Origin of the sequence: Rhodopseudomonas sp. P2A-2r (assembly GCF_026015985.1) — a bacterium.
Classification (GTDB): Bacteria; Pseudomonadota; Alphaproteobacteria; order Rhizobiales; family Xanthobacteraceae; genus Tardiphaga.
On the sequence record NZ_CP110389.1, the window covers coordinates 5,355,266 to 5,380,091 of the forward strand.

Annotated in this window: 23 protein-coding genes and 2 pseudogenes; 11 read left to right on the forward strand and 14 right to left on the reverse strand. The window is 65.0% G+C overall.

Features of this window, described 5'->3' with window-relative positions; translation table 11 throughout:
- Nucleotides 1–203 precede the first annotated feature (203 nt).
- From ONR75_RS25795 to ONR75_RS25805, 3 genes are all read right to left on the reverse strand, one after another.
- On the reverse strand, nt 204–1,442 hold the full coding sequence (locus ONR75_RS25795) for an MFS transporter (protein ID WP_265079751.1): 1,239 nt from the start codon (nt 1,440–1,442) through the stop codon (nt 204–206).
- 270 nt (nt 1,443–1,712) lie between these two features.
- Nucleotides 1,713–3,056, reverse strand: a complete 1,344-nt coding sequence (glmM, locus tag ONR75_RS25800) for a phosphoglucosamine mutase (RefSeq protein WP_265079752.1) — start codon at nt 3,054–3,056, stop codon at nt 1,713–1,715.
- A gap of 217 nt (nt 3,057–3,273) precedes the next feature.
- A complete protein-coding gene (locus tag ONR75_RS25805; RefSeq protein ID WP_265079753.1) occupies nt 3,274–3,438 on the reverse strand; it encodes a hypothetical protein in 165 nt (54 codons plus the stop codon).
- Between the two features lie 110 nt (nt 3,439–3,548).
- Between ONR75_RS25805 and ONR75_RS25810 the strand changes: the two genes are divergently transcribed.
- Nucleotides 3,549–4,688: an alpha-hydroxy acid oxidase gene (locus tag ONR75_RS25810; protein ID WP_265083798.1), complete on the forward strand. Its 1,140-nt coding sequence runs from the start codon at nt 3,549–3,551 to the stop codon at nt 4,686–4,688.
- 74 nt (nt 4,689–4,762) lie between these two features.
- On the opposite strand, the pseudogene ONR75_RS25815 reads toward ONR75_RS25810, so the two are convergent.
- From ONR75_RS25815 to ONR75_RS25855, 9 genes and pseudogenes are all read right to left on the reverse strand, one after another.
- Nucleotides 4,763–5,351, reverse strand: a pseudogene (locus ONR75_RS25815) (hypothetical protein).
- A 113-nt stretch (nt 5,352–5,464) separates the two neighbouring features.
- A pseudogene (locus ONR75_RS25820) lies at nt 5,465–6,312 on the reverse strand (shikimate dehydrogenase).
- Between the two features lie 158 nt (nt 6,313–6,470).
- Nucleotides 6,471–8,210, reverse strand: a complete 1,740-nt coding sequence (locus ONR75_RS25825) for a SulP family inorganic anion transporter (RefSeq protein ID WP_265079754.1) — start codon at nt 8,208–8,210, stop codon at nt 6,471–6,473.
- Between the two features lie 72 nt (nt 8,211–8,282).
- Complete coding sequence (locus tag ONR75_RS25830; protein ID WP_265079755.1) at nt 8,283–8,636, reverse strand: AAA family ATPase; 354 nt, start codon at nt 8,634–8,636, stop codon at nt 8,283–8,285.
- Nucleotides 8,637–8,817: 181 nt separating this feature from the next.
- Nucleotides 8,818–10,869, reverse strand: a complete 2,052-nt coding sequence (locus ONR75_RS25835; protein WP_265079756.1) for an elongation factor G — start codon at nt 10,867–10,869, stop codon at nt 8,818–8,820.
- A 261-nt stretch (nt 10,870–11,130) separates the two neighbouring features.
- Complete coding sequence (locus tag ONR75_RS25840; RefSeq protein ID WP_265079757.1) at nt 11,131–11,607, reverse strand: DUF992 domain-containing protein; 477 nt, start codon at nt 11,605–11,607, stop codon at nt 11,131–11,133.
- Between the two features lie 191 nt (nt 11,608–11,798).
- Nucleotides 11,799–12,317, reverse strand: a complete 519-nt coding sequence (locus ONR75_RS25845) for a DUF992 domain-containing protein (protein ID WP_265079758.1) — start codon at nt 12,315–12,317, stop codon at nt 11,799–11,801.
- Nucleotides 12,318–12,443: 126 nt separating this feature from the next.
- Entirely contained in the window at nt 12,444–13,646 is a 1,203-nt protein-coding gene (locus tag ONR75_RS25850) for a pyridoxal phosphate-dependent aminotransferase (protein WP_265079759.1), read from the reverse strand.
- Between the two features lie 76 nt (nt 13,647–13,722).
- Nucleotides 13,723–13,986: a hypothetical protein gene (locus ONR75_RS25855; RefSeq protein ID WP_265079760.1), complete on the reverse strand. Its 264-nt coding sequence runs from the start codon at nt 13,984–13,986 to the stop codon at nt 13,723–13,725.
- Nucleotides 13,987–14,119: 133 nt separating this feature from the next.
- Here ONR75_RS25855 and ONR75_RS25860 point away from each other — a divergent pair, with 133 nt between their 5' ends.
- The 6 genes from ONR75_RS25860 to ONR75_RS25885 all read left to right on the forward strand — a co-directional run bounded on the left by ONR75_RS25860 (nt 14,120) and on the right by ONR75_RS25885 (nt 19,484).
- Entirely contained in the window at nt 14,120–14,776 is a 657-nt protein-coding gene (locus ONR75_RS25860) for a glutathione S-transferase family protein (protein ID WP_265079761.1), read from the forward strand.
- Nucleotides 14,777–14,918: 142 nt separating this feature from the next.
- On the forward strand, nt 14,919–15,098 hold the full coding sequence (locus ONR75_RS25865; RefSeq protein ID WP_265079762.1) for a hypothetical protein: 180 nt from the start codon (nt 14,919–14,921) through the stop codon (nt 15,096–15,098).
- A 103-nt stretch (nt 15,099–15,201) separates the two neighbouring features.
- Entirely contained in the window at nt 15,202–16,359 is a 1,158-nt protein-coding gene (locus ONR75_RS25870) for a PQQ-dependent sugar dehydrogenase (RefSeq protein ID WP_265079763.1), read from the forward strand.
- A 209-nt stretch (nt 16,360–16,568) separates the two neighbouring features.
- The gene (locus ONR75_RS25875; protein WP_265079764.1) at nt 16,569–17,384 is read left to right on the forward strand and encodes a PAS-domain containing protein; all 816 of its coding nucleotides are present in this window, start codon (nt 16,569–16,571) and stop codon (nt 17,382–17,384) included.
- A 228-nt stretch (nt 17,385–17,612) separates the two neighbouring features.
- Nucleotides 17,613–18,449 carry a lysophospholipid acyltransferase family protein gene (locus tag ONR75_RS25880; RefSeq protein WP_265079765.1) on the forward strand — a complete coding sequence of 279 codons (837 nt, stop codon included), beginning with the start codon at nt 17,613–17,615 and terminating at the stop codon, nt 18,447–18,449.
- A gap of 93 nt (nt 18,450–18,542) precedes the next feature.
- Nucleotides 18,543–19,484 carry an aldo/keto reductase gene (locus ONR75_RS25885; RefSeq protein ID WP_265079766.1) on the forward strand — a complete coding sequence of 314 codons (942 nt, stop codon included), beginning with the start codon at nt 18,543–18,545 and terminating at the stop codon, nt 19,482–19,484.
- A gap of 219 nt (nt 19,485–19,703) precedes the next feature.
- On the opposite strand, the gene ONR75_RS25890 is transcribed toward ONR75_RS25885, so the two are convergent.
- A complete protein-coding gene (locus ONR75_RS25890; RefSeq protein ID WP_265079767.1) occupies nt 19,704–20,048 on the reverse strand; it encodes a hypothetical protein in 345 nt (114 codons plus the stop codon).
- Between the two features lie 605 nt (nt 20,049–20,653).
- Between ONR75_RS25890 and ONR75_RS25895 the strand changes: the two genes are divergently transcribed.
- The 4 genes from ONR75_RS25895 (at nt 20,654) to ONR75_RS25910 (ending at nt 23,260) form a co-directional block, all read left to right on the forward strand.
- Nucleotides 20,654–20,911, forward strand: a complete 258-nt coding sequence (locus ONR75_RS25895) for a BrnT family toxin (RefSeq protein WP_265079768.1) — start codon at nt 20,654–20,656, stop codon at nt 20,909–20,911.
- Between the two features lie 81 nt (nt 20,912–20,992).
- Complete coding sequence (locus ONR75_RS25900) at nt 20,993–21,247, forward strand: BrnA antitoxin family protein (RefSeq protein ID WP_265083799.1); 255 nt, start codon at nt 20,993–20,995, stop codon at nt 21,245–21,247.
- A gap of 119 nt (nt 21,248–21,366) precedes the next feature.
- Complete coding sequence (locus ONR75_RS25905; RefSeq protein WP_265079769.1) at nt 21,367–22,695, forward strand: hypothetical protein; 1,329 nt, start codon at nt 21,367–21,369, stop codon at nt 22,693–22,695.
- A gap of 130 nt (nt 22,696–22,825) precedes the next feature.
- A complete protein-coding gene (locus ONR75_RS25910; RefSeq protein ID WP_413776538.1) occupies nt 22,826–23,260 on the forward strand; it encodes a hypothetical protein in 435 nt (144 codons plus the stop codon).
- 18 nt (nt 23,261–23,278) lie between these two features.
- Here the strand turns inward: ONR75_RS25910 and ONR75_RS25915 are convergent, their stop codons facing one another.
- Nucleotides 23,279–24,691 carry a hypothetical protein gene (locus tag ONR75_RS25915; protein ID WP_265079771.1) on the reverse strand — a complete coding sequence of 471 codons (1,413 nt, stop codon included), beginning with the start codon at nt 24,689–24,691 and terminating at the stop codon, nt 23,279–23,281.
- Nucleotides 24,692–24,826 lie beyond the last annotated feature (135 nt).

The window sequence follows — 24,826 nt, forward strand, 5'->3', positions numbered from 1 at the left end:
TCCTTTTTCAAGAGAGGCAATACCGGGGGCCCCACACTCAGAAACTCACGGACGGACGATGACACCAAATTCTTAAGCGGCGCTTAACCCTAACAATTAAGGTTGACAATATGTGAGGACCGCTGTGGAACCCGCGCACGACGCGGTCGCGCCACAAGTACTAACAATGTGTTGATATCAAACTGGAGCGCGCGGCGGTTTGGCTAGTGCGCAGAGCGCGGCATCTTCGGCAGCAGAACCGCGAGCAGGCCGATGGCCGGCAGCACCGCGCAAAGTTGATAGACGAAGGCGATGCCCATGCGGTCGGCGACCTCGCCGAGCAGCGCCGCGCCGATGCCCCCTGCCCCGAAGGCAAAGCCGAAGAACAAGCCGGAGATCATGCCGAAGCGATGCGGCACCAGTTCCTGGGCGTAGACCAGGATCGCCGGCATCGCCGACGACAGGACGAAACCGATGATCACGCTCAGCACCGCGGTGCCCATCAGGCCTGCGAACGGAAGCGCCAGCGTGAACGGCAACACGCCGAGGATCGAGAACCAGATCACGTAGCGGCGGCCGATACGATCGCCGATCGGACCGCCGAAGAAGGTGCCCACCGCATTCGCCCCGAGAAACGCGAACAGATAAAGTTGCGCGCCCTGCGTCGAGACGCCGAACTTCTCGATCAGGTAAAATGTGTAGTAGCTGGTCAGGCTCGACATGTAGATGAACTTCGAGAACACCAGCACGATCAGAATGCCGATGGCAAAGGCCACGCGTCGCGATGTCGGGGCATCCGGATGCCGCGCCACGGCCCTGGCGGCGCGCGGCACGATGCGCGGCTTGTACCAGCGCCCGATCTGCCACAGCAGCACGATGGCGACGAACGCGATCGACGAAAACCAGGCGATGCTGGGCTGACCGAACGGCACCACGATCAACGCCGCGAGCACCGGCCCCAGCGCCGATCCGGCATTGCCGCCGACCTGGAACACGGATTGCGCCAGACCATAGCGCCCGCCGGACGCGAGCCGCGCGATCCGCGCCGATTCCGGATGGAACACCGCCGAGCCCAGCCCGACCAGCGCCGCAGCGACCAGGATGACCGCATAGACATGGGCGATGCTGAGCAGCAACAGGCCGAAGAAGGTAAAGCCCATGCCGATCGCCAGCGAGAACGGCAGCGGCTTCTTGTCGGTGAAATGGCCCACCACCGGCTGCAGCAGCGAGGCGGTGATCTGGAACGCCAGCGTGATCAGGCCGATCTGCGCGAAATCCAGCGCATAGTTTTCCTTCAGGATCGGATAGACCGACGGAATCAAGGACTGCATGGTGTCGTTGAGGAAGTGCGATAGGCTGATGCCGCCGAGCACCAGATAGGCCGGACCGGTTGGCGCAGCCAGTGCGGGCGTGCTCACAGGCGCGACCTGCGATTCCTCGGTAACGACAACGGGCTTGTTCACGACGGCATCCTGCAATGGGACGCTCCTCGTACAATGAACCGCCCGGGCGGACTATGGATATTAGTCGATAGCAGCGATGCGCGGCGATCGAGGTCTGACGCGCACGCCTGGATCTCACTGTCATCGCCCGCGCAGGCGGGCGATCCAGTAGTCACCGGCGACAGTGACAAAGCCGAGGCAACGCCACTTACTGGATCACCCGCTTGCGCGGGTGATGATAATTGAGTGTAGTTCTAAAACGTTGTGGTCCGCGCACCCGTAGGCGCTCCATCAAGCCGCGGCCTGCCCCAGCGCGGAGACGATGGTATCGACGACCTCCTCCACCAGAATGCGGTCGTCGCCCTCGCCCATCACGCGGATGACCGTCTCGGTGCCTGAGGCGCGGATCAACAGTCGGCCGTGGCCGTTCAGCCGGACCTGACCGGCGGCGATAGTCGACTGCACCTCGGCGTCGTCGAGCGGCTTGCCGCCGCGATAACGCACGTTCTTCAGGATCTGCGGCAGCGGCTCGAACAGGTGGCAGACCTCGGAGACCGGGCGGCCCGACTTCTGCACCACCGCCAGCACCTGCAGGGCCGCGACGAAGCCGTCGCCGGTGGTCGCGTAGTCCGACATGATGATATGGCCGGACGGCTCGCCGCCGACATTGTAGCCGTTCTTCATCATCTGCTCGAGCACGTAGCGATCGCCGACCGCGGTGCGGATCAGTTCGATGCCCTGCGCGTTGAGGAAGCGCTCGAGGCCGAGATTGGACATCACCGTGGAGACGATGCCCGGCTTGGCGAGGCGGCCGTCCTCCTTCCAGCTCTGCGCGATCACCGCCAGCAACTGGTCGCCGTCGACCACATGGCCACGCTCGTCGACGATGATGACGCGGTCGGCGTCGCCGTCCAGCGCGATGCCGATGTCGGCGCGCATCTCACGCACCTTGCGCGACAGCGCTTCCGGTGCGGTGGAGCCGCATTCCTTGTTGATGTTGAAGCCGTCGGGCTCGACACCGATGGAGATCACGTCGGCGCCCAGTTCCCACAGCGCTTCCGGGACCACCTTGTAGGCGGCGCCGTGGGCGCAATCGACCACGACGCGCAGGCCGTCGAGCGAGAGGTCGCGCGGCAGCGTGCGCTTGGCGAATTCGATGTAGCGGTCGTGCACGCCGTCGATGCGGCGAGCGCGGCCGAGGCTGGCGCTCTGTGCGAGCTTCCGGCCGAGATCCTCGTCGAGCAATTCCTCGATCTGTTTCTCGACGTCGTCCGACAGCTTGAAGCCGAGCGGACCGAACAGCTTGATGCCATTGTCCTCGAACAGGTTGTGCGACGCGGAAATCATCACGCCGAGGTCGGCGCGCATCGACTTGGTCAGCATCGCCACCGCCGGGGTCGGCATCGGGCCGACCAGCAGCACGTCCATGCCCACCGAGGTGAAGCCCGCCACCATGGCGTTCTCGATCATGTAGCCGGACAGCCTTGTGTCTTTGCCGATCACGACGCGGTGGCGATGTTCGCCACGCTGGAACACCAGGCCGGCGGCCTGCCCGACCTTCAACGCCAGCTCCGGCGTGATGACGCCATTGGCGCGGCCCCGAATGCCGTCGGTCCCGAAATATCTGCGGCTCATGCTACCCCCCACCGTCGCCTGCGGCTGCCGGCAACCCCCGGCCCAACGCCCCAAGCGCGACGCCCCACTGGCGTGTGACGATCTTATAAAGCCCCTCGGCCTAAAATCGCTTCAAAAAATATGATGAATAATTACCACCGGGCGGGCCGCTAAAATCACATAAGTCACTGATTTTGCTTAACGATGTCATGGATACGGCCGCCCGGGCCGCGCCGATCTAGCCCTTCCGCTTGACGTGATTGTCGGCTTTCGAGGGCGCCGGCTGGGTCACGTTGACCGGATCCGAGCCCGGAAAGGTCTCCTCGAGGCCCTCCTCCAAGGCGTCGTCGAGCTGCTTCTTCTCGATCTCGGCGGCGGTCTGCTGGTTCTTGGATTCCGGCATGGTGGACTCCTGTGAATCGTGGCGAGGTGTGCAACGTAGGATTTGGCAGCTGGCCCAACCATGCTAGATGACTGCCCGAGCGGCAAATACAAGAAGGCAGCGCAATGTCCCTGAACAAGATCACCTGCATCGAAGACCTTCGCCTGGAACACAAGCGCAAGGTGCCGAAGGCATTCTTCGATTACGTCGATCATGGCTCCTATAGCGAGGACACTTTTCGCGCCAACTGCACCGACCTGCAGAAGCTGAAATTCCGCCAGCGCATCCTGGTCGATATCGCCAACCGCGACACGTCGACGACGATCCTTGGCGAGAAGGCCACCATGCCGCTGATCTGCGCGCCGGTGGGCTCCACCGGCATGCAGTACGGCGACGGCGAGATCCACGCCTGCCGCGCGGCGCAGGCGGCCGGCATTCCCTACACGCTGTCCACCATGTCGATCAATTCGATCGAGGACGTCGCCGAGAACGTGGAAAAGCCGTTCTGGTTCCAGCTCTACGTGATGAAGGACCGCGGCTTCATCAAGGAACTGATCGAGCGCGCCATTGCTGCGAAGTGCTGCGCGCTCGTCCTCACCGTCGACCTGCAGGTGATCGGTCAGCGCCACGCCGACATCAAGAACGGCCTGTCGGTGCCGCCGAAGATCTACAATCTCAAGAACATGATCGATTTCATCAGCAAGCCCGCATGGTTGATGCGCACATTGCAGGCCAAGCGGCGCAACTTCGGCAACATCGCAGGTTTCGTCAAGAACGCCGACGACCTGGAATCCGTTTCGCAATGGACGGCGACACAGTTCGACGCCTCGCTGAACTGGAAGGATCTCGACTGGATCCGCAGCATCTGGCCGGGAAAGATCGTGATCAAGGGCATCCACGATGTCGTCGATGCGCGCGAGGCGGTGAAGGTCGGTGCCCAGGCCATGGTGGTCTCCAACCATGGCGGCCGTCAGCTCGACGGCGCGCCGTCGTCGATCTCGGTGCTGCCGGGGATCGTCGATGCGGTGGGGTCGGATATTGAAGTGATGTTCGACAGCGGCATCCGCTCCGGCCAGGACGTGATGCGCGCGCTCGCTTTGGGCGCGAAGTCCTGCATGATCGGGCGGGCCTATATTTACGGCCTCGGTGCTTACGGCGGCCCCGGCGTGACCAAGGCGCTGGATATCCTGCGCAACGAACTCAGCGTCACCATGGGCCTGTGCGGCGTCAATTCAATTGCCGAAATCGACAAGCACGTATTGGTGCAGTAGCGACACGGCCGCGTCCTTCCCTCTCCCGCAAACGCAGCTTCGCTGCGTTCGTGGAAGAGGGGAAGCAAGTGAGCTCACATCGGCGGCGTCAATCCATCCAGGCCGACATTGACGCGCGCGGTGTCGTAGGTGCCATCCTCCTTCTTGGTGGCCCCCATGATGATGATCTTGGCGCCCGCCTTCAGCTCGGCCTTGTTGCCCGGGACGAAGGTGACGATCGGCGTTTCCGGCGTCACCGTGACTTTCTTTTCGCCGTCCTTGTATTTCACCGTCAGGGTCTGACCGTCAGTGGCCTCGACCTTCTGATCCACCGTGGCATTGGTCATCGTGCTGTTGGGGCGCAGATCCCAGGGACGGACCCCCTCACCGGTGCCGCGCATGGCTTCCGGGAAGATGTGGATCGCAATCGCCTTCTGGGTGCCGTCAGGCTGCGGCTGGCCGGTGACGCCGATATAGGAGTCCGGCTTGATGTCGGCGAGCGTGGTCTTGACGATGCCGGTGACGGCGACATTGTCGAGACAGATGCACCTTCCGCTCGTCGCCGTCGCGGGTCTTGACGGTCAGCAGCGCGCCATCGACGCTTTCGATGCTGCCGCGAATACGCACCGGCTGCGGCTGCTGCGCCCACGCGCCCGATGCGAGCAGCGTCGCGGCCAACAGCATTCCCGCGCCGGCGCGCGAGAACAGTGAAACAGAACCTGACATGATCAATCCTTTGCAGAGAGCACCCAGTACCCTGCAGATGGAAACACCATGGCCGGATTGCTATTCCCGCATCACGCCACTGTGACGGCGAGATCGGCCTCGACCAGCGCGCGCAGCTCAGGGGTCACTTCGGGCCGAAGCCCGAACCACAACTCGAATCCGCGCACCGCCTGATAGAGCAGCATGCCAAGACCATCGGCCGTGCGCAGGCCGCGAGCACGCGCCGCCGCCAGCAGCGGCGTCACCAACGGCACGTAGACGAGATCGGCGACGACGGCATGGTCCGGCAGCAAGCCGACATCGACCTGCAGCGCCGGCTGACCATTCATGCCAAGCGAGGTGGTGTTCACCAGCAGCCCTGCCTGCGGCAGGACCATTTCGATCTGCTGCCATGCCACCGGCACGACCCCCGCGCCGAACTGGTCGGCCAGTGCCTGCGCCCGGTCCGTGGTGCGGTTGGCAAGATACACGCGCTTCACGCCACGTTCGAGCAAGCCGAACACCACAGCGCGCGCCGAGCCCCGGCGCCGAGCACCAGCGCATCGTCGGCGGCATCCCATTCCGGCGCCGCGTGATCGAGATTGTCGATGAAGCCTTCGATGTCGGTATTGGTCGAACGCAGCGTGCCGTGGTCGTACCACAGCGTGTTTGCGGCACCGACGGCACGGGCACGCTGGTCCGGAGCGGTCAAGGTAAGCGCCCGCTCCTTGTGGGGAATGGTGATGTTGGCGCCGATATAGCCGTGCTTCGACAGGTTCAGCACGAATTCGGCGAAGCCTTCCGGCGGGACCGATTCGATGCTGTAGCCGCCGGGGATATCGAGCGTGCGCAGCCAGTGGTGATGAATCAGCGGCGAACGCGAATGCGCCGCCGGCCAACCGATCAGGCATGCGGCGCGAGGTTTGCTCTGGTAGGGCATGTGGATTCCTTTGCCCTATCATCAAGGCATTGCGATGCTCAAATCATGCTGATGTCCGGGCTGTCAATGCCGTGTCACATTTGCATGCGCTGGCAGCGCAGCAACGGTGGCAGGCGAGGCCGCAGACCACCCCAACAGGGCGCAGCGCGGCCCCGCCATCAGCCCGCCGCAGACTGCGACGCGGCCGGTCCGATCGCGTCAAGCCTGCCGGTCCGTGCCTTGATCTCTGCGACGGCGTCGGCGATGTCCGACCGGTATTTGACCAGCGGCGGTCGCGCGCCATGGGTCAGCGGCGCACGGCGCACCGGCTGCGACGTGCCGGTGAGGATGACGCGGACACCGCGCCGCCTGGCCTTTTCGGCAATGCCTTTGATGGCATTGGCGGCCGTGGAATCCAGGAACGGCACCGCGGCAAAATCGATCACGAAGGCCTTGTGGCGATCCGAGATGCTGTCCAACACCGAACTGATGGTCGAGGCGACGCCGAAGAAGAATGCGCCCGTGATGCGGTAGACCAGCACGTCGGGATCGACCACCAACCGGGTGTCGTAGGGCACCCGCTCGCCATTGGCGTCGTCGGCGCGGTCGCCCGCTGCCAGCGGCGCGCCGGCCTCGATGCCGGTGGTCTCCGCCATGCGGTTGATGAACAGCACGGCCCCGAGCGCGAAGCCGACGAGAATGCCTTCGGTCAGGTCACGAAAGACGGTGAGCAGGAAGGTGGCCAGCAGCACCACGGCATCGCCCCAGGACGAGCGGACCAGCGTCGCGAATTCGTGCTTCTCGGCCATGTTCCAGGCGACCACCGCAAGCACGGCCGCCAGTGCCGCCAGCGGGATGTAGCTAGCCAGCGGTGCTGCGACGAGAATGAAGACCAGCAGGAAGACCGCGTGCAGCATGCCCGACATCGGACCATGAGCGCCGGCACGGACATTGGTGGCGGTGCGCGCGATGGTCCCGGTAACGCAGATGCCGCCGAACAGGGCCGCGCCGATATTGGCGATACCTTGCGCCACCAACTCGCAATTGGAACGGTGGCGTCGCCCGGTCATGCCGTCGGCGACCACCGCCGACAGTAGCGACTCGATGGCGCCGAGCAGCGCGAAGGAAATCGCGTCCGGCAGCACCGCCTGCAGCTTGGCCAGCGAGATCGCCGGCAAGGATGGCCGCGGAAAGCTCTGCGGGATGCCGCCGAATTTGGTGCCGATGGTTTCCACCGGCAGCGCGAACGCCCATGCCGCCACGGCGCTCAGGATCACCGCTATCAGGATGCCGGGCACCGCCGGCCGCCACAGCCGCAGGCCGAGGATGATGACGAGGCTGGCGACGGTCAGGCCCACCACGGCGGGATTGAAGCTGGGCAGCGCCCGGCCGAGCGCTTCGAGCTTCGGCAGCAATTCGCCGGGCTCCTTGCCATCCAGCGTCAGCCCGAACAGATCCTTGACCTGGCTGGCGAAGATGATGACGGCGATGCCGGCGGTGAAGCCCACGGTGACCGGAAACGGGATGAACTTGATGTAGGTGCCGAGCTTCAGATAGCCCGCGGCCATCAGGATCACGCCGGACAGCATGGTCGCCAGCACCAGGCCGTCGATGCCGTGACGGCTGACGGTGGCGGCAACCAGCACGATGAAGGCGCCGGCCGGGCCGCCGATCTGGAAGCGGCTGCCGCCGAGCGCCGACACCAGAAAACCGCCGACGACTGCAGTGACCAACCCGCGATCAGGCGAGGTGCCCGACGCGATGGCGATGGCCATGGACAGCGGCAGCGCCACGATCGCGACGGTGAGCCCGGCCAGCACGTCATCGCGGAAATCGGCGACGCCATAGCCCTCGCGCAATACCGTGACCAGTTTGGGCGTGAACAGTTCTGCAAAGGTCGGCTGCTTCAATTGCTCCATGCGGTGCCTCGCCCCCATGTCCCGATGCCAGACTACCATATCCCGGTAGACGGCCGCAGGTATTGAGCGGGATCAAGCAGGGGCGATTCCGTCGATCTGTTTGGCATTGAGTAACGGACCGATGTCCGATCGATCCCGGATGCGAAGTTTGTCTCCCATGAACCCCTCGAACAGGCCGAGGTGACCATCATAGGAGGTGGAGGTCCGACGCTGCCAATAGTGCTCTGCCCATGAGAGAAATTCGCCGTGCTGTTCGGCCGTCGCGCCGCGCCACGGGCCGCGCTGCGCAAGGCTTTCCCGGCAGAGACTCCACGGCATGTCCAGCCAGATCAGCGTCGTCGCGCGGAACAGCGCCGCTTCGGCCAGCCAGCCGTAGACGCCTTCAATGATCCAGCGCTGCCCCGCCGCGGCGAAGGCGGCGACCATCGCCTTCGCCTCGGCTTCGTCGCGCTTGACCCCAACCTGGTCCAGCCAGTGGATGCGATCGAGATCGGTATGCTCGCCACCGATCCTGCTCTCAAGCAGTCGCGCCAGCGTGCTCTTGCCTGAGCCGCTGTTGCCGATGATGACGATCTCGCGGTCCTAAAATCATGGACCGCAGTTTACCTCACGCCGCGACCCTGTGCGCGGCGATGATCTGCTCGGCGGCGCGGCCGGTGACTTCGGCCATGCGGTCGAAGGCGCGGACAAAGCTGCCGGCGCCCGCGGTGGCCGAACGCAGTTCGACGATCAGGTCGCCGATCTCCGCTTCCGGCAACATGGCGCGCACACGGTCCCAGCCCGGCCAACCCTCGCGGGTGTCGAAGCCGAGGATCTGGCCACGGCGTCCTGACAGGATGGCATTGATCTTCGCCGTGGTCTCCGTGGGGCACGCCACTTCCACCACATGGATCGGCTCCAGCAGCACCGGCTGGCACTGCGGCAGCCCCTCCGAGACGCCGATGCGCGCGGCGGTGCGGAACGCGAGATCCGACGAATCGACGCTGTGATAGGAGCCGTCGGTGAGCGTGACCTGCACGTCGATCACCGGGAAACCGAGCGGGCCACGGGCGAGCCCGTCGACCACGCCCTCGCCGACCGCCGGAATGTAGTTGCGCGGCACCGCGCCGCCCACCACCTTCTCGTCGAAAGCAAAACCGCCGCCGCGCGGCAACGGCCGGATCTCCAATACCACGTCGCCGAACTGGCCGTGGCCGCCGGACTGCTTCTTGTGACGGCCGCGCAGGGTGATCGGCTTGCGGATGGTCTCCTGGTAACCGATGGTTGGTGGCTGCGACCTGACGGTGACGCCGAAGCGGTCGTGCAGGCGCTCCAGCGCGACGCGCAGATGCATTTCGCCCTGCCCCCACAGCACCACGTCATGGCTGCGCGCATTGTTGACGACGCTCAGCGAGGGGTCCTCCTCGTTCAGCTTCAACAGCGCCTGGCCGAGCTTGACGTCATCCTTGCGGTCGGCCGCAGCCAGCGCCATGGCCAGCACCGGCGGCGTCGCCACCACGCTGAACAGCGCCCTGGGCGCGGTCTTGCCCGACGACAGCGTGTCGCCGGTCCTGATGTGCTCGAGCTTGCCCAGCGACACCACCTCGCCGGCTTCTGCCGCCGCGCGCTTGCTGTCGTGACCGGCATCGGCGGCGAGTATGCCCGATACCCGACCGCTCTCACCGGACGAGGCCTGCAGCGTCACTCCGTCCTCAAGCCGGCCCGAGACGACCCGCGCCAGCGACAGCTTGCCGCCATGGGGCTGGTGCGTGGTCTTGATCACGCAGGCCAGCGCCTCCTTGCCCGCGGCGGGCACGCCGAGACGTTTCGCGGTCTCCGCAATCCCCGGCGCCTCGTGGCGCAGCGCCTTCAGGAGCCGCAGCACGCCGTTCTCGCGCAGCGCCGAGCCGAGCAGCACCGGGCAGATCACGCCCTCACGCAATTCGCGCGCGAGGTCGTCGAACACCGCATCGGCCGGTGGCACGATATCTTCGAGCAATTGCTCCATCAGCGCGTCGTCGTGATCGGCGAGTTTTTCGAGCATCGAGAAGCGCGCTTCCTTCTCGCGCGCGAGATCGCCGCCATCGAGTGCGATCACCTCGGACGCCTTATGCTCACGATAGACAAAGGCGCGCTCCAGCGCGAGATCGACGAAGCCGGCGATCAGTTCGCCGTTCCAGATCGGGATCTGCCGCAGCACCAGCGGAATCCGCGACGCCGGCTGCAGCGTGTCGAGGGTTTCGCGCACGCGCTTGCTGGCGCGGTCGATCTTGTTGAGAAACAGGAAGCGCGGAATCCCGAGATCCTCGAGTTCGCGCATGATCAGTTGCAGCTGCGGCAGCTTGCGCTCGTCGGCCTCGCAGACCACGACCGCAGCATCGACCGCCGGCAAGGCCGCGCGCATGTCATGGGCGAATTCCACCGAGCCTGGACAGTCGATGAAGGTGTAGCTGTCGCCCATGAAGGTGGTGCTGACGGCGGTGAGGCTGACGCCCATCTTGTGGTGCCGCGCCTCGGGGCTGGCATCGCCGACGCTTGAGCCGGCATCGACGCTGCCGGCCCGCGGGATCGCCCCGGTGCGGGTCAGGATCGCTTCAAGCAGGGTGGTTTTTCCGCTCTGGAAAGGGCCCACCAGTGCAATGCACCGGGGCCCGCGGGGACTTCTCAGGTCTTGTCCCATTGCCGCCTCCTGATCTGGAGCTCGGCCCGTGATTGGGTCGGCACGGGATCGTCCGCCCGCGCTGCGCTATTGGCAAGTCACAAACGTTGCTGCGCTGCAGGGGTGTTGTGTCCCGGACGCGATGCGGCATTCTTATGCCGCTTCGCAGATCCGGGACCGTCACAGATACCGCCGCCCGTTACGGCCCCGGATGCAGCGCACCACGCCACTCCGCGGCGCGTTGCGCTGCATCCGGGGCACGGACATTCTGCGTGTTGCTGCTTATCGTCCCGGACGCAGCTCGAGGCTTTCCAGGCCGGCCGCGACGTTGACGCCGGTCGAGCCCTGCAGGCTGAGCGGCTGCAATGCGATGGAATTGGCGGAGCCGCCGACCAGGACATTGGCGCCGAGTCCGACGCCGAACGAGGCCGAGCCCTGGGCGCCGGCATAGTTGCCGGAGAGATCGCCGATGCCGGCGCGCTCGACCGGGGCAAACACCGCCCACGACAACGCGGTTTCCTGGGTGATGCCGAGGTCGAGTCCCACCTTGCGGATGGTGGCGACGTAGGGCTGGTCCGGACGACCGCTGGCCTGCAGCAGGCAGCCCAGATTGGTCACCGAGCCGACGACAAAGCCGACGCTCGCGCCGCCGCGGCAGTTGAGAACGCCGATCTGAACGGCCTGCGGCTGCTGCGCCTGCGCGGCGACGGCGACCAGCATGGCGGCAGCGGTGCCGAGAAGTAGCGAGAGGCGGCTCATAATATGATCTCCAAGGGGTCAGCGGTGTGATGCACAACGATGCGGGGCCGGCGCGACAGAATCCCTTGCCGATCCGCGGCGGTATCTAGTCACAGCAGCCGTGTCTGTTCAATGACGACGGGCGCAGCCGATCCCAACAAGCAAAAAGGCCCGCTTGCGCGGGCCTTTCGTTAACCGTAACCGGTCGTCGATTAGTGGTGACGATGATGACGGCGCGAGTGACGCTTGCCACGCACCGGCGCAGCGGGGGTCAGCTCGAGGTTGACGATGCCGGCTGCCACGTTGAGGCCGGTCTGGCCCTGAACGCTGATCGGCTGCAGGGTGTACTGATTGCCGTTGCCGCCGAGCAGGAAGTTGCCGCCGAAGCCGATGCCGACCGAGGCATTGGAGCCAACGCCGCCGTAGCTGCCGGCGAGACCGCCGCGGGGAACGCGCGCGTAGGGTGCGAAGGCGGTCCACTGAACGGTGGTGTTCTGGGTGAAGCCGAGATCGAGGCCGAAGCGCTTGATGTTGGCGACGTAACCTTCTGCACGGCCGCCTTCGCTCTGGAAGACGCAGTTCAGGGTCGCATTCGAGCCAACCACGAAGCTGACATTCTGGCCGCCGGTGCATTCGAGCACGCCGACGCGGACGCCCTGCTGCGCGTTCGCCGAAGCGAATGACGCGACGAGCGCAACGGTTGCGATACCGAACATTTTAGAGAAGTGCATAGATTTACTCCGCCTTTTTGGGATTCAAATTGCGTGGGCACAGGAAGGAAGCGCCGTGTCCAAAACAAGGCGCTTCCCAATAAACGGCGTCAAAAGGTCGCGATTTTTGACGTTTTATATTTTGACTCAGCGCAGGTTGCCGCAGAAGCGCTGAATCCGGTTGCAGGCATCCTCGAGATCCGAGGTTTTGGTTGCATAGGAGATCCGGAATGCCGGGCCGAGGCCGAAGGCAGAGCCCTGCACCACGGCAACACCTTCGGTCTCCAGCAGTTCAGTGACGAAGTCCTCGTCGTTCTCGATCACCTTGCCCGACGGCGCGGTCTTGCCGATGGTGCCGGCGCAGGACGGATAGACATAGAAGGCGCCTTCCGGACGCGGGCAATCGATGCCCTTGGCCTGGTTGAGCATCGCCACCACCAGATCGCGGCGCTCCTTGAACACCGCGTTGTTGGCCGGGATGAAGTCCTGAGGACCGTTCAGGGCTTCCACCGCCGCCCACTGGGCGATCGACGAGGGGTTCGAGGTCGACTGCGACTGGATCGTCGCCATCGCCTTGATCAGCTCGACCGGGCCGCCGGCATAGCCGATGCGCCAGCCGGTCATGCAATAGGCCTTGGACACGCCGTTCACGGTCAGCGTGCGGTCATACAGCTTCGGCTCGATCTGCGCCGGGGTGGTGAACACGAAGTCGTCATAGACCAGGTGCTCATACATGTCGTCGGTCATCACCCAGACGTGCGGATGCTTGACCAGCACGTCGGTGAGCGCCTTCAGCTCGGCGCGCGAATAGGCGGCGCCGGTCGGGTTCGACGGCGAGCACAGGATGATCCACTTGGTCTTCGGCGTGATCGCCGCTTCCAAGGCCTGCGCCTGCAGCTTGAAGCCGAACTCGGCGGTGCAGACAACCGGCACCGGAGTGCCGCCGGCCAACGCCACCATTTCCGGATAGCTGACCCAGTACGGCGCCGGGATGATGACCTCGTCACCGGGGTTCAGCGTCGCCATCAGCGCGTTATACAGCACCTGCTTGCCGCCGGTGCCGACGATGATCTGGTTCGGCTTGTAGGTCAGGCCGTTCTCGCGCTGAAACTTCGCGATGATCGCGTCCTTCAGCTCGGGAATGCCGTCCACCGCGGTATACTTGGTCTTGCCGGCTTCGATGGCGTGGATGGCCGCCAGCTTGATGTTGGCCGGGGTGTCGAAGTCGGGCTCGCCCGAACCGAGGCCGATGACGTTGCGGCCGGCTGCTTTCAGCGCGCGTGCTTTATCCGTCACCGCGATGGTCGCGGACGGCTTCACACGGTCGAGCGCAGCGGACAAAAACGACATCATCATCTCCTTGCAACGTCGCGCAACAGCCGGGCGCGACTTCAATTATGAACGATCCTGTTGGGATCGGCGCACCCTAAAGCCCGCAACGCAGCATCGCAAGAAGCTTGGGCAAAACACGCCGCATCAGACGGGCTTTTTTGCCGATTTTGTCCGGAGCGAGCGGCATCGATGGCAATTCAGTCGATTTTTCGCGAATGCCGCTGAGCGACAGCCTGACGGCCGCATAGGTCAGCGCTGCTGCATAGCGTTCGCGAAAGAGTGATCGCGGCGCCGCGCCGATGAACGTCGTGCCATCGTCGCGATGCGGCATGGCGCGGCGCATGGCATGATCTTTCACGCCCTCTTCGCGTGGCGGTGGTTTTCGACTTTTTCCAGATCCGGGGCTTGCGACGCAAGGCCATCGGCATCATTGTTTGAACGCGTTGCGGGGGTACGCGCGCGTCAATCACCGATGAATCGAACGACCGCGAATGTACAAGCTCTACTCCATGCAGCGATCCGGCAACAGCTACAAGGTCCGCCTTGCGCTGGCGTTTCTGGGCGCGCCCTATCGCGCCGTCGAGGTCGATATTCTGCGTGGCGAAAGCCGCACCCCTGACTTTCTCGCCATGAATCCGAGCGGCCAGGTGCCGCTGCTCGAGGTCGCCGAAGGCCGCTTCCTGGCCGAGTCCAATGCCATCCTGTGGTATGTGGCCATCGGCACGTCGCTGGCGCCGGAATCCCGCATGGACCGCGCCGAGGCGCTGCAGTGGATGTTCTTCGAACAGCACGCGCTGGAGCCGAATATCGGCGCCGCCTATTTCTGGCTGTGCCTGGTCAAGGGCGGCCGCGATCTGCAGACCCACGCGCTGGAAGACTGGATGGAGCGCGGCTACGCGGCGCTGCAGGTGATGGATAACCATCTCAACACCAACGACTACTTCGCCGCCGGGCAGCTCACCATCGCCGACATCGCGCTGTACGGCTATACCCACGTCGCCGAGCAATGCGATTTCGACCTGTCCACCTTCCCGTCGATCCGGCGCTGGCTGCGTCGCGTCGAGCAGGAACCCGGCTTCGTCTCCATGGCCGAACGCGCCGGCGCGGTTGCGGATCTCGATACCGCAGCAGCTGCCGCCGAGGCATAATTTCTTAAAATAGCGGGCATAACCGGCATTTACGCCCTCCTTTCGCCACGGTTGGCGGTTTTTCGCCCAAATATTGCCTGCCATCGCTGCAAAATCTGGAGGTACGCGGGTGATTCGCTCGTGTATTGAAGGATTTACGGCCATGATACGGTCGCTTCGCCAAGGCCCCGGTTTCCAGCTTCGCCTTGCCCCGGTTGCTTCATCCCGGCTGACCAACGCCGTCGCTGCGGCGCTCGCCGTCGGCTGTCTGTCGCTCTGCCTCATCGTCACCCTCACCATGCTGTCGATCAGGGTAGCCACGGCGATGCCTGTCCTCGGCTGAACTCCTGACCTCTCCCCTCACGCACATCGTCTCCCTCTCGCGATCCACCGGGGATGATCGACGACGCCAGCGAACCACGGTCACGCCCGCGATGGAGACCAGGATGAAGTCGCCAGTTGTCTGGGTCACCGCATCGCTGGCAGCCGCGATCATCGTGACCGCCACGTTCCTGATCGCCACCGGCACCCGCGGCGAGAATTCCTCGTTCGCCTCCTCCGCGGGACAACTCCAGGTGCAGACCGTCGCCGGCGGCCTCGTCAATCCGTGGGCGCTCGCCTTACTGCCCGACGGACGCATGCTGGTCACCGAGCGGCCTGGCCGCATGCGCCTTGTCACACATGAAGGGCAGCTTTCGCCGCCGCTGAAAGGCGTGCCCGAGGTCTGGGCATCCGGCCAGGGCGGGCTGCTCGACGTCATCATCGATCGTTCTTTCGCTGACAATAGCGACATCTATTTCTGCTACGCCCAACGCGCAGGCAACGGCGGCCGCACCGCGGTGGCGCGCGCGAAACTCAACGCGGCGGCCGGGCGGCTCGACGACGTCAAGGTGATCTTCCGCCAGGACGGGCCGCTGTCGTCGGGCAATCACTACGGCTGCCGCATCGCGCAGAGCCCGGACGGCAAGCTGTTCGTCACGCTCGGTGAGCACTTTACGTATCGCGACGAGGCGCAGAATCTCGCCAATCATCTTGGCAAGCTGATCCGCATTGCGCCGGACGGCTCGGTCCCTTCGGACAATCCGTTCGTCGGTCGCGACGGCGCCAGGCCCGAGATCTGGAGCTATGGCCACCGCAACGAACAGGGCCTCGCCTTCAATCCGGCGTCCGGCGAATTGTGGGAGACCGAGCACGGCCCGCGCGGCGGCGACGAGGTCAACATCATCAGCCCGGGCAAGAACTACGGCTGGCCGGTGATCGGTTTCGGCATCGACTACAATGGCGCCAAGATCCACGGCAGCACGTCGAAGCCCGGCATGGAACAGCCGGTCAAGTATTGGGTGCCGTCGATCGCGCCGAGCGGCATGGCGTTCTACACCGGCGAACTGTTTCCGAAATGGCGCGGCAGCCTGTTCACCGGCGCGCTGGCCGGCCAGATGCTGGTGCGGCTGTCGCTCGACGGCAACAAGGTCACCGGCGAGGAACGCCTGCTGCGGGACCTCAACGAACGCATCCGCGATGTCCGGCAGGGACCGGACGGCGCATTGTATCTGCTGACGGACAGTACGGCCGGACGAATTCTTCGCGTGTCGCCGGCGAAGTAGCAATCGTGGCCCGGCACCGCGTGCGGGCAACGCGACGGCGCCTCGAACCTTACCGGCTTCTTCCGATGTCGCGACCAATTGAATCGAAAAAACGGAAAAATGCGCCGGATCAATCCATCCGGCCCTAGGCATACCGACAAAAGAACTCGTGTACATCGCACCGTTCGTCATGGCGTCGCCCTAGTCTCTGGGCCACACGGGACAACACGATGCCATTCAGCGCGCGCACCACGTCCGGACTTCTTCTGACCGCAACGGCGGCATTGGCCGCCATGGCGGCGAATCTGTACTTCGCCGTAACGCTGGATCTGGCGCCGTTGTTCGTCGGCCTCGTGGTCTGCGCCGCGGCGCTGGGCGGCATCGGCGCGGGCCTTGCCGGCGCGGCCATCGCGGTCGGCTGCGTTGTACTGCTGGCGCTCGTCCACGGCACGCCGTTGGGCTTCAGATTGGCTGACCTGATCGACATCGCGCTGCTGGCGATCGGCGCAACCATGGCAGCGATCGTCACCGGCATGTTGCACACCGCCGCGCACAAGGCATCGCGGCGCGAGCGCGCGCGTCATGCCACCGCACGGCGGCTCGCCGCTGCGCTCGACCAGACCACCATCGGCATCGTCCTGCTCGACGCCGACACCCGCGCCGAATTCATCAACCGGGCGTTTCGCGATCTGTTCGCGGTGCCGGACGCGCTCGCCGACAGCAACCCGCCCTTCATCGCGCTGATGTATCACGGCCGCGACACCCGCGCCTATGCGCTGCCGGACGACGAACTGGACGGCTTTATCGCGCGGCGCACCGAAATGATCCGCGCCGGCGACACCACGCCGTGCGATATCAGGCTCAGCAGCGGCATCGTGGTGCGGCTGAGCTGCACGGCGCTGCCCGATGGCGGCCGCATGCTCAGCTACACGCCGATCACCGATCTGATCCGGCGCAGCGACAATCCCGCCGACTACGATCGTTACCTGGCGCTGCGCGGCACCGGCGACGTGTTCGCCGACGGCCATCTGCACGCCGCCGAATAGGCCGTGCGGCTGGGGATAACCAGGCGTGTCACAGCCGCGTAACAACCCCGGACTAGCCTGCGCCTGCGTCCGGCCGCTTCCCCGTCGCCGACCGGATGTCCCCAAGCGGTCCCTGCCTGTCGCCGCGTCCGGCAGGGACCGCATTTTTTCTCGCATCCCGCCGGGATAACTATCCGAGCTCCCTGCTCTGTCCTCGCGCTGCGGTCCGAAATCGCGGTACAAGGTGTCATGATCCGCTTCATCGCCGTCCTCATCGTTGTCACGGTCCTGACCCTGCTGCTGCTGCCGCTGCAGTTGCTGGCCATCGCCTTCAACCTGCGCCTGCAGCGCAGCCTGCCGCATCTGTTTCACCGCATCGTCTGCGCGCTGTTCGGCGTCCGCATTCGCCAGGTCGGCACCCGCACCATGGACTCGCCCGTGCTGATCCTGTCCAACCACGTTTCGTGGCTGGACATCTGCGTCATCGGTGCATTGAACCCGGTGGTGTTCATCGCCAAGAGCGAGGTCGCGCGCTGGCCGGTGTTCGGCTTTCTGTCGAAGCTGCAGCGCACCATCTTCATCGACCGCCAGGCCCGCCACAAGACCGGGGCGGCCACCCGCGAGATCGGCGACCGGCTGCTTGGCGGCGACGCCGTGGTGCTGTTCGCCGAAGGCACCTCCAGCGACGGCATCCGCATCCTGCCGTTCCGCTCGGCGCTGGTCGGCGCGGTGCATCATGCGCTCGGCAGCAGCACTCACCACAAGTCCATCATCGTGCAGCCGATGTCGCTGGCCTATGTGCGCGTCGACGGCCTGCCGGTCGGACGCGCCTTTCGCGAGCGCGTGGCGTGGTATGGCGACGCCGACCTGATCCCGCATTTCATCGGCGTGCTGGCCTCCGGCGCCATCGACATCACCGTGAGTTGGGGCGATGCGGTGGCCTATGACATGAGCGCCGACCGCAAGCAGATCGCCAGGGATGCGGAACTGGCGGTGCGCCGCATGACCACCGCGGCGCTGCGCGCCGGGGCGCCGAAGCAGGCGCCTGTTGCCACGGTCGACCCGCAGCCGCTGCCCGCCGCCTGACCCGTCCGCGCGGCGGCCATGATGCAGTGCGTCTTGCCGCGGCGCGTGGTGCGCGCGATAAGACGAGGCTGTGACAACCTGATGGGACCTTCCATGCAACTTCGCAATCTCGGCGGCTCCGGCCTGCGCGTCTCCGCGGTCGGCCTCGGCTGCAACAATTTCGGCCAGCGCAGCGACCTCGAAGCCTCGCGAAAAGTGATCCACAAGGCGATCGACTGTGGCATCACGCTGTTCGACACCGCCGACATCTATGCCGGCATGGGCGGCTCGGAAACCGTGCTCGGCCAGGTGCTCGGCGATCGCCGCAAGGACATCGTGCTGGCGACGAAATTCTGCAAGCCGATGGCCACCGACGGCAGCAAGCAGGGCGCCTCGCGCCGCTACATCATGAGCGCGGTCGAAGCCAGCCTGACCCGGCTGAAGACGGACTGGATCGACCTCTACCAGCAGCACGATTTCGACTCGCTGACGCCGATCGAGGAAACCCTGCGCGCGCTGGAAGACCTCGTGCGCCAGGGCAAGGTGCGTTACATCGGCAATTCCAACTTCCCGGCCTGGCGCATCGCCGAGGCCGAATTCACCGCGCGCGGCGCCGGCACCAGCCGCTTCGTGTCGTGCCAGGACGAATACAGCCTGCTGGTGCGCGACCACGAGAAGGAACTGATCCCGGCCGCGCAGCAATACAATCTCGGCCTGCTGCCGTTTTTCCCGCTGGCCGGCGGCATGCTGACCGGCAAATACGCCGGCGCCACCAATGTCGACGCCAACACCCGCTTCGCCAAGGCGCCGGCGCTGCGCGACCGCTACTTGGTGCCGCGCAACGAAGCCATCGTCGACAAGCTCGCCGCCTTTGCCAGTGCGCGCGGCCACTCCATGCTCGAACTCGCCTTCTCCTGGCTCGCCGCGCGGCCGCAGGTGTCGAGCGTCATCGCCGGCGCCTCGACGCCGGAGCAGATCGAGCAGAACGTCAGAGCGATCGAATGGAAACTCAGCGCCGAGGACATGGCCGAGATCGACACCATCACGCTGGTGTAGTTGCACGCTGCTGCTGAAGGGCAGCACTTCCTTTCCCTCTCCCGCCGCGCGCAGCGCAGCTGCGCGCGGCGGGAGAGGGTGGACGCGCGCCCGCGCGGCCGGGAGAGGGGCGCAGCCGCATACGCCGCAAGCCCCTCTCCCGCCCTCACTTCGTTCGGGCACCCTCTCCCGCTGCGCAAAGCTGCGCTTTGCTGGGGAGAGGGGAAGCACGAACCGCGCTTACCTCTCGCACTCTACCTCCGTCCCCACATCCGCCGCATCCCGCCTCAGCGCTTGCATTTCGGCATAGACATACTCGATCAGCTCCTGCTCGACAGCATGGGGGAGCCTGACGCGCAGCACGGCGAAGCAGGCGAGATAGGCTGCCGGCCGGCAGTGCCGCGCACGGCGGCAGCGCTTATCCGGACAACGCACAAAGCCGCGATGCACGTCGGACACCTCGCGCTTGATCTGCAATTGCGCGCGCTCCCAGTCGGCGTCGGTCTGCCGCGCCAGCGCCGCCGCGCGCGCATCGACCGCGCGCTGTTTCAGAAATGCCTCGTCCCAGATCGTCGTCCTTGCCATGCCTCGCTCTCCTCTCGGATGATTGATCGCGGCACGCCGCCGCGGCCGGGCAAGCCTGTGCGTTGCCCGCAAAATGCTTTGCGTGAAGGTCTTGCCAGGGGGCCTCCCGAAACGAGGGAGGCGGAGCGCCGACAGGCGCAGCTTTTGTAGTAGTGGCCGCAGCGTGATCCCGACGCATCGGGAGGAGAGGCCGGGGAACGCCTTGTCAGCGCTCCCACCGTGGCGATTTTGGGCTCCAGGGCCGTGCTTCCGGGCCAGCACGTGGCTTGCGCCACTCCGGCGGGATTTCCCCGCCTTTCGCTGTCCGCGTCCAGCCACTCAAGGCAGACCCCCTTAGTAGGGTCGGACGGCCACACAGGGCCTCCCGAGTGCGCAAGGCAACGTCTGCCTCGCGCCCGCAGGCGCCACCGCCTCATCCCGCACTTCCAAGCGTCCCAGGAAACGCCCCTCAGTGGGATGAGGTGACTAGGTTTATAATCCAAATCAACGCAGCCGTCAATCCACGATGTGAAAATTATCCTCCACGCGGTTGGCATCCCCGCGAATCTCATTATTGTACACCCAACTATTTGACGTACCGGCTTTCCGGGTGCACATTTAGTTTCATGGCCAAGCCCTTCGATCCCGCGAAAGACGCCATCAATCGCGCACGGCACAGGATTTCGCTGGATCGCGCGACCGACATGGTGATCGCGCGTTACATCGTCGACGAACGCGCGGACTATGGCGAAGTCCGCTACCGCGCGTGGGGCCATATCGATGGCAAAGCCTACTATCTCGCCTTCACCGTTCGCGACGGCATCGTGCGGCCGATCAGCCTGCGCCGCGCTCATGCCAAGGAGATGAAACGACATGCCCCGTAAGAAGAAAGCCGGAACGGCACCCTCGACGACAACCCCGACTGGACGGCAGCCGATTTCGCGGCCTCAAAGCCCGCGGAGGACCTGCCGCCGGAAATCCTCGCGCAATTCAAGAACAGGATCGGCCGCCCGCGCCTCGACAATCCCAAGGTGCCGGTGAAGTTGCGGCTTGATGATGACGTGGTGGCGGCCCTGCGCGCCACCGGACCGGGCTGGCAGACGCGGATCAACGACATGCTGAAAGCGCGCATCAAGCGAGGAAAGATTCAGTTCGTTGGACCGGGCGACAAGCGGAAGGCAACGCCGCCGCGCGTCGTGGCAAAGCGCAAGAGCGCGTGAGCGGAAAGCAAACAACCCGCATGAGCGCAGAGATATGCAGGACTCGCCGAAGTCCCGGATATCGTTCTACTCTCCCGGCTATGTTGGCTTCTGTCGGTCATCCAAAATGGAGGCAACCGGTGTCGTATTTCAGGATCGCGCTCACATTCGTTGTCGTGACATGGACCCTGCCGTTTGCCGCTGTGGCGCAGACGGCAGACCCTTCCCTGCACGAGGCGCGCGACGTCAAGATATCGCAGCAAGCTGTCGATCCATTGGCGGGCGACGCGCTGTATGCCGACGTCGAGACATACGACTCCTTCGGCATTCACAGGTACGGCAGCGTCGGCATTCAGCGGGCGATGGACTGGCTGGCCGACCGGCTGCGGACGGACGGGCTCACCATCGAGGAACAGCGCTTCTCGATCGGCAAGCAGTATTTTCTCGACGCGGCGTCCCTGACCGTCGGCGACAAGACCCTCGCCGTGCTGCCGCAATGGTGGATCCCGGAGGACAAAGCGAGCTTCAGCCTCTCCGCCCCGATCGCAAATGGCGGCGATGCAACGGGAAAATTTGTCCGGCTGCACATTCCCTATGACCAGGGCGCCTATCTCAACAAGACACACCGGGAGCTGATCGCCGGCGCCATCGCCAAACACCCCGCTGCGGTGCTGCTCAGCATCGGCCACCCCAGCGGTGAAATCTTCACTTACAACGTTGCGCAGACCGATGAACCGTGGCCGGTGCCGGTCATTCTTGTGGCGGCGAAAGACGAGCCGCTGCTCGAAGCCGCCGAGACCGCCGGAGCTTCGGTTTCGGCGTCGGTTCAAGGGCATTATGAAAAGGGCGTCGCCGGGCGAAACCTCATCGGACGGCTTGACCGCGGCAAGGACCGCACCGTCGTGGTCTCGACCCCGGTTTCCAGCTGGTTCACCAGCACCTGCGAACGAGGCCCGGGCATTGCGGCCTTTCTCGCCACCGCCAGCTACGCCGCAACATCATTGCCCGATGCCAACTTCATCTTCGTAGCCACCACCGGGCACGAAATCGGCCATGGCGGCATGGAGTTGTTCCTGCATGACAAGGCGCCGAAGCCGGATCGGGTTGCTGCATGGATTCACTACGGCGCATCGCTTGCCTGCTATCAGCGCGTGCGCGACGGCGGAGACTGGCGCATCGTGCCGGAGGTCGATGCAAAAGCCCGCTTTATCGGCGTCAGCGCAAGCCTCGCGGCGACCATTGATCGCCGGTTTCAAGATGTGCCGGCGGTCCGGATGCAGGGCAACCGGGCGGCGATCGGCGAGTTGCGCGACGTTTTTGCCGCGGGCTATCCGAATTTCATCGGCATTTTCGGCCTGCACCCGTTGTTTCATACCCCGATCGATCGCGCGGCGATGACAGGGCCCGCGCCGCTGCAAGTCGTGATGGGTGCCTTCGCCGCCGCACTGGACGAGATTGCCAAGAAGTAGCGTCGGGGCATCGCAACGAGGACGCAGGCGGTCGGGTCCCTGAGCTCCCCATGGACCCCGCCTGCGATTTCCCGCACTCTGCGCCTCAGCCGCACCGGCGCAAGAATCACGTTCCCAAGGACTTCTCATGATGACCTCCACCCTGCGCACCGCCCTCGTCGCTGCCACCATCGCCCTCACGAGCCTCGCCGCCTCCGCCGCGCGCGCCGACAGCGGCACGGTTCGCATCAATGTGCTGAAGGGCGGCTGGTTCATCGGCGCGTCGGGCGGCTCGGGCACCCTGACGTTTCGCGGCCGGCAGTATCCGCTGTCGATCGGTGGCCTCAGCGCCGGCCTGGTGTTCGGCGCGTCGCAGACCTATCTGTCCGGTCGGGTGAGCCGCATCAACCGTCCTTCGGATGTCGCGGGCGTCTATGGCGCGGGCGGTGCCGGTGCTGCGGTCGGCCGCGGCGTCAGCGCCATCGTGCTGACCAACGAAAAGGGCGCGTTGCTGGAACTGAGCGGACGGCAGACCGGGCTGATGGTCAATGCCGACCTCAGCGGGCTGGCGATCTCGCTGCGCTAGGCGCGCCGCACTGCGCCGCTACTGCGGCGCGGTGCGTTCGCTCACCAGCTGGACGACGAACCCCGACGGATCGATGCGATACCTTGCAGACGCAGGACCGGCCCGCTTCAGAGCGGGCCGCAGCAGATAGCTGATCCGCTGCGTGGTGTTGTAGGGCGCCAGCCATTTCGGAATGACAAACTCCGGCGTTTCCTCATCGACGATGGCCGCCTGCGGCGGCAACGACGCCAGCGAGAGCTGCAGATTCTGCATGTACTTCTTGGTGGCGACGATGTCCCAGGCATGAAACACATTGGTGCTCTGCCATTGCAGCACCCCGGCAATCGCCACGCCGGCGGCGACGGCCGACATGCGCAACAGCAAGGTGGGCCGCAGGCTGGATAGCGCGATCATGAGCACGACAATGAGCAGCGCGGAGGTCTCGAAATTGTAGCGCAGCGAGCTGCCGCTGCCGCTGCCGAACATCCCTGCCCTCTGGATCGCCACCGGGAGAATCCCCAGAACCACATAGGCCAGGTAGGTCGCCCACAGGATCGCGTTTCGCGGCTGCGCCCGGATGGTGACAATGGCGACGACGACCAGCAACACCACCGCCCCGATCGCGGCAAAGGGTTGCGGGGCCGACGAGGCCTGCGAGCCCAGCCCGATGCTCGATGCCGCGGCGCCATCGGCAAAGGCATTCCAGACGAACAGCGCCACGTCGGCGACGCTGCCGCGCGGCGCGCTCATGCCGGGAGATACCACCACGACCATCGCCACATACAGCGCCAGCGCCAGCACGTGAAACTTGAAGCGCACGGCAGCCCGCCAGACATCGGAACGGCTGCCCAGCGGCGCCACGGACGCCCAATAAAATCCCGCCACCGGGATGATGGAAAAGATCGCCTTCGCCGTGAACGACAGGCCGATCGCATAGGCCACCGCCGACAGCAGGAAGCGCCCCTGCAGCGCGGCGTGGATCGCCAGCAACATCGTGGCCATGCACGACACCGTATGCAGCGCCGACGAACACCACAGCTGCATGTGAAGGGCCTGCAGCGAAAAGATATAGACGATCAGCAGCGCCACGATGCTCCAGCGCGACGTGGTGAAATGCATGGCGATCCGTACCAGCAGATACGACGACAGGACCGACAGCACGACGATATAGAACTGGGTCGCGACAAACGACACGCCGGCGAGCTCGAACTGCAACGCGTGCACGGCCCTGAAGCCAGGCGCCACCTGCCCGAACACATCGCGGAACAGGTATTTCAGCGTGAAGCCCATGTCCTGGTACACGATGAAACCGAAGAAATCGTCGGAAAACAGCCAGCTGTTGCGCACGCGGTAACAGATCAGCAGAACCTGCAGCGCCATCAGGACAGCGACGATGGGTCCAAGCGACCACGCCGTGGGTGCGACCAGCGAATGATTGATCTCTTCGGCCACAGCCCTCGCGGTCGCGTCCGCTGACGGGCACTCCCGTATCGTTTGGTCCATGTTCGGAGCGGGAACGACGCCGATGCCAGCACCGCCGAAGGACAACCTCCGGCTCACCGCTGTCATCAAACTGAAATATCGATG

Bases quoted from the DNA above. Each gene is read 5' to 3' on its own strand.
- glmM (WP_265079752.1), bottom strand. From the start codon at position 3,056: ATGAGCCGCAGATATTTCGGGACCGACGGCATTCGGGGCCGCGCCAAT.
- ONR75_RS25805 (WP_265079753.1), bottom strand. From the start codon at position 3,438: ATGCCGGAATCCAAGAACCAGCAGACCGCCGCCGAGATCGAGAAGAAG.
- ONR75_RS25825 (WP_265079754.1), bottom strand. From the start codon at position 8,210: ATGGAGCAATTGAAGCAGCCGACCTTTGCAGAACTGTTCACGCCCAAA.
- ONR75_RS25830 (WP_265079755.1), bottom strand. From the start codon at position 8,636: ATGGTCGCCGCCTTCGCCGCGGCGGGGCAGCGCTGGATCATTGAAGGC.
- ONR75_RS25835 (WP_265079756.1), bottom strand. From the start codon at position 10,869: ATGGGACAAGACCTGAGAAGTCCCCGCGGGCCCCGGTGCATTGCACTG.
- ONR75_RS25840 (WP_265079757.1), bottom strand. From the start codon at position 11,607: ATGAGCCGCCTCTCGCTACTTCTCGGCACCGCTGCCGCCATGCTGGTC.
- ONR75_RS25845 (WP_265079758.1), bottom strand. From the start codon at position 12,317: ATGCACTTCTCTAAAATGTTCGGTATCGCAACCGTTGCGCTCGTCGCG.
- ONR75_RS25850 (WP_265079759.1), bottom strand. From the start codon at position 13,646: ATGTCGTTTTTGTCCGCTGCGCTCGACCGTGTGAAGCCGTCCGCGACC.
- ONR75_RS25860 (WP_265079761.1), top strand. From the start codon at position 14,120: ATGTACAAGCTCTACTCCATGCAGCGATCCGGCAACAGCTACAAGGTC.
- ONR75_RS25865 (WP_265079762.1), top strand. From the start codon at position 14,919: ATGATACGGTCGCTTCGCCAAGGCCCCGGTTTCCAGCTTCGCCTTGCC.
- ONR75_RS25870 (WP_265079763.1), top strand. From the start codon at position 15,202: ATGAAGTCGCCAGTTGTCTGGGTCACCGCATCGCTGGCAGCCGCGATC.
- ONR75_RS25875 (WP_265079764.1), top strand. From the start codon at position 16,569: ATGCCATTCAGCGCGCGCACCACGTCCGGACTTCTTCTGACCGCAACG.
- ONR75_RS25880 (WP_265079765.1), top strand. From the start codon at position 17,613: ATGATCCGCTTCATCGCCGTCCTCATCGTTGTCACGGTCCTGACCCTG.
- ONR75_RS25885 (WP_265079766.1), top strand. From the start codon at position 18,543: ATGCAACTTCGCAATCTCGGCGGCTCCGGCCTGCGCGTCTCCGCGGTC.
- ONR75_RS25890 (WP_265079767.1), bottom strand. From the start codon at position 20,048: ATGGCAAGGACGACGATCTGGGACGAGGCATTTCTGAAACAGCGCGCG.
- ONR75_RS25895 (WP_265079768.1), top strand. From the start codon at position 20,654: ATGGCCAAGCCCTTCGATCCCGCGAAAGACGCCATCAATCGCGCACGG.
- ONR75_RS25910 (WP_413776538.1), top strand. From the start codon at position 22,826: ATGACCTCCACCCTGCGCACCGCCCTCGTCGCTGCCACCATCGCCCTC.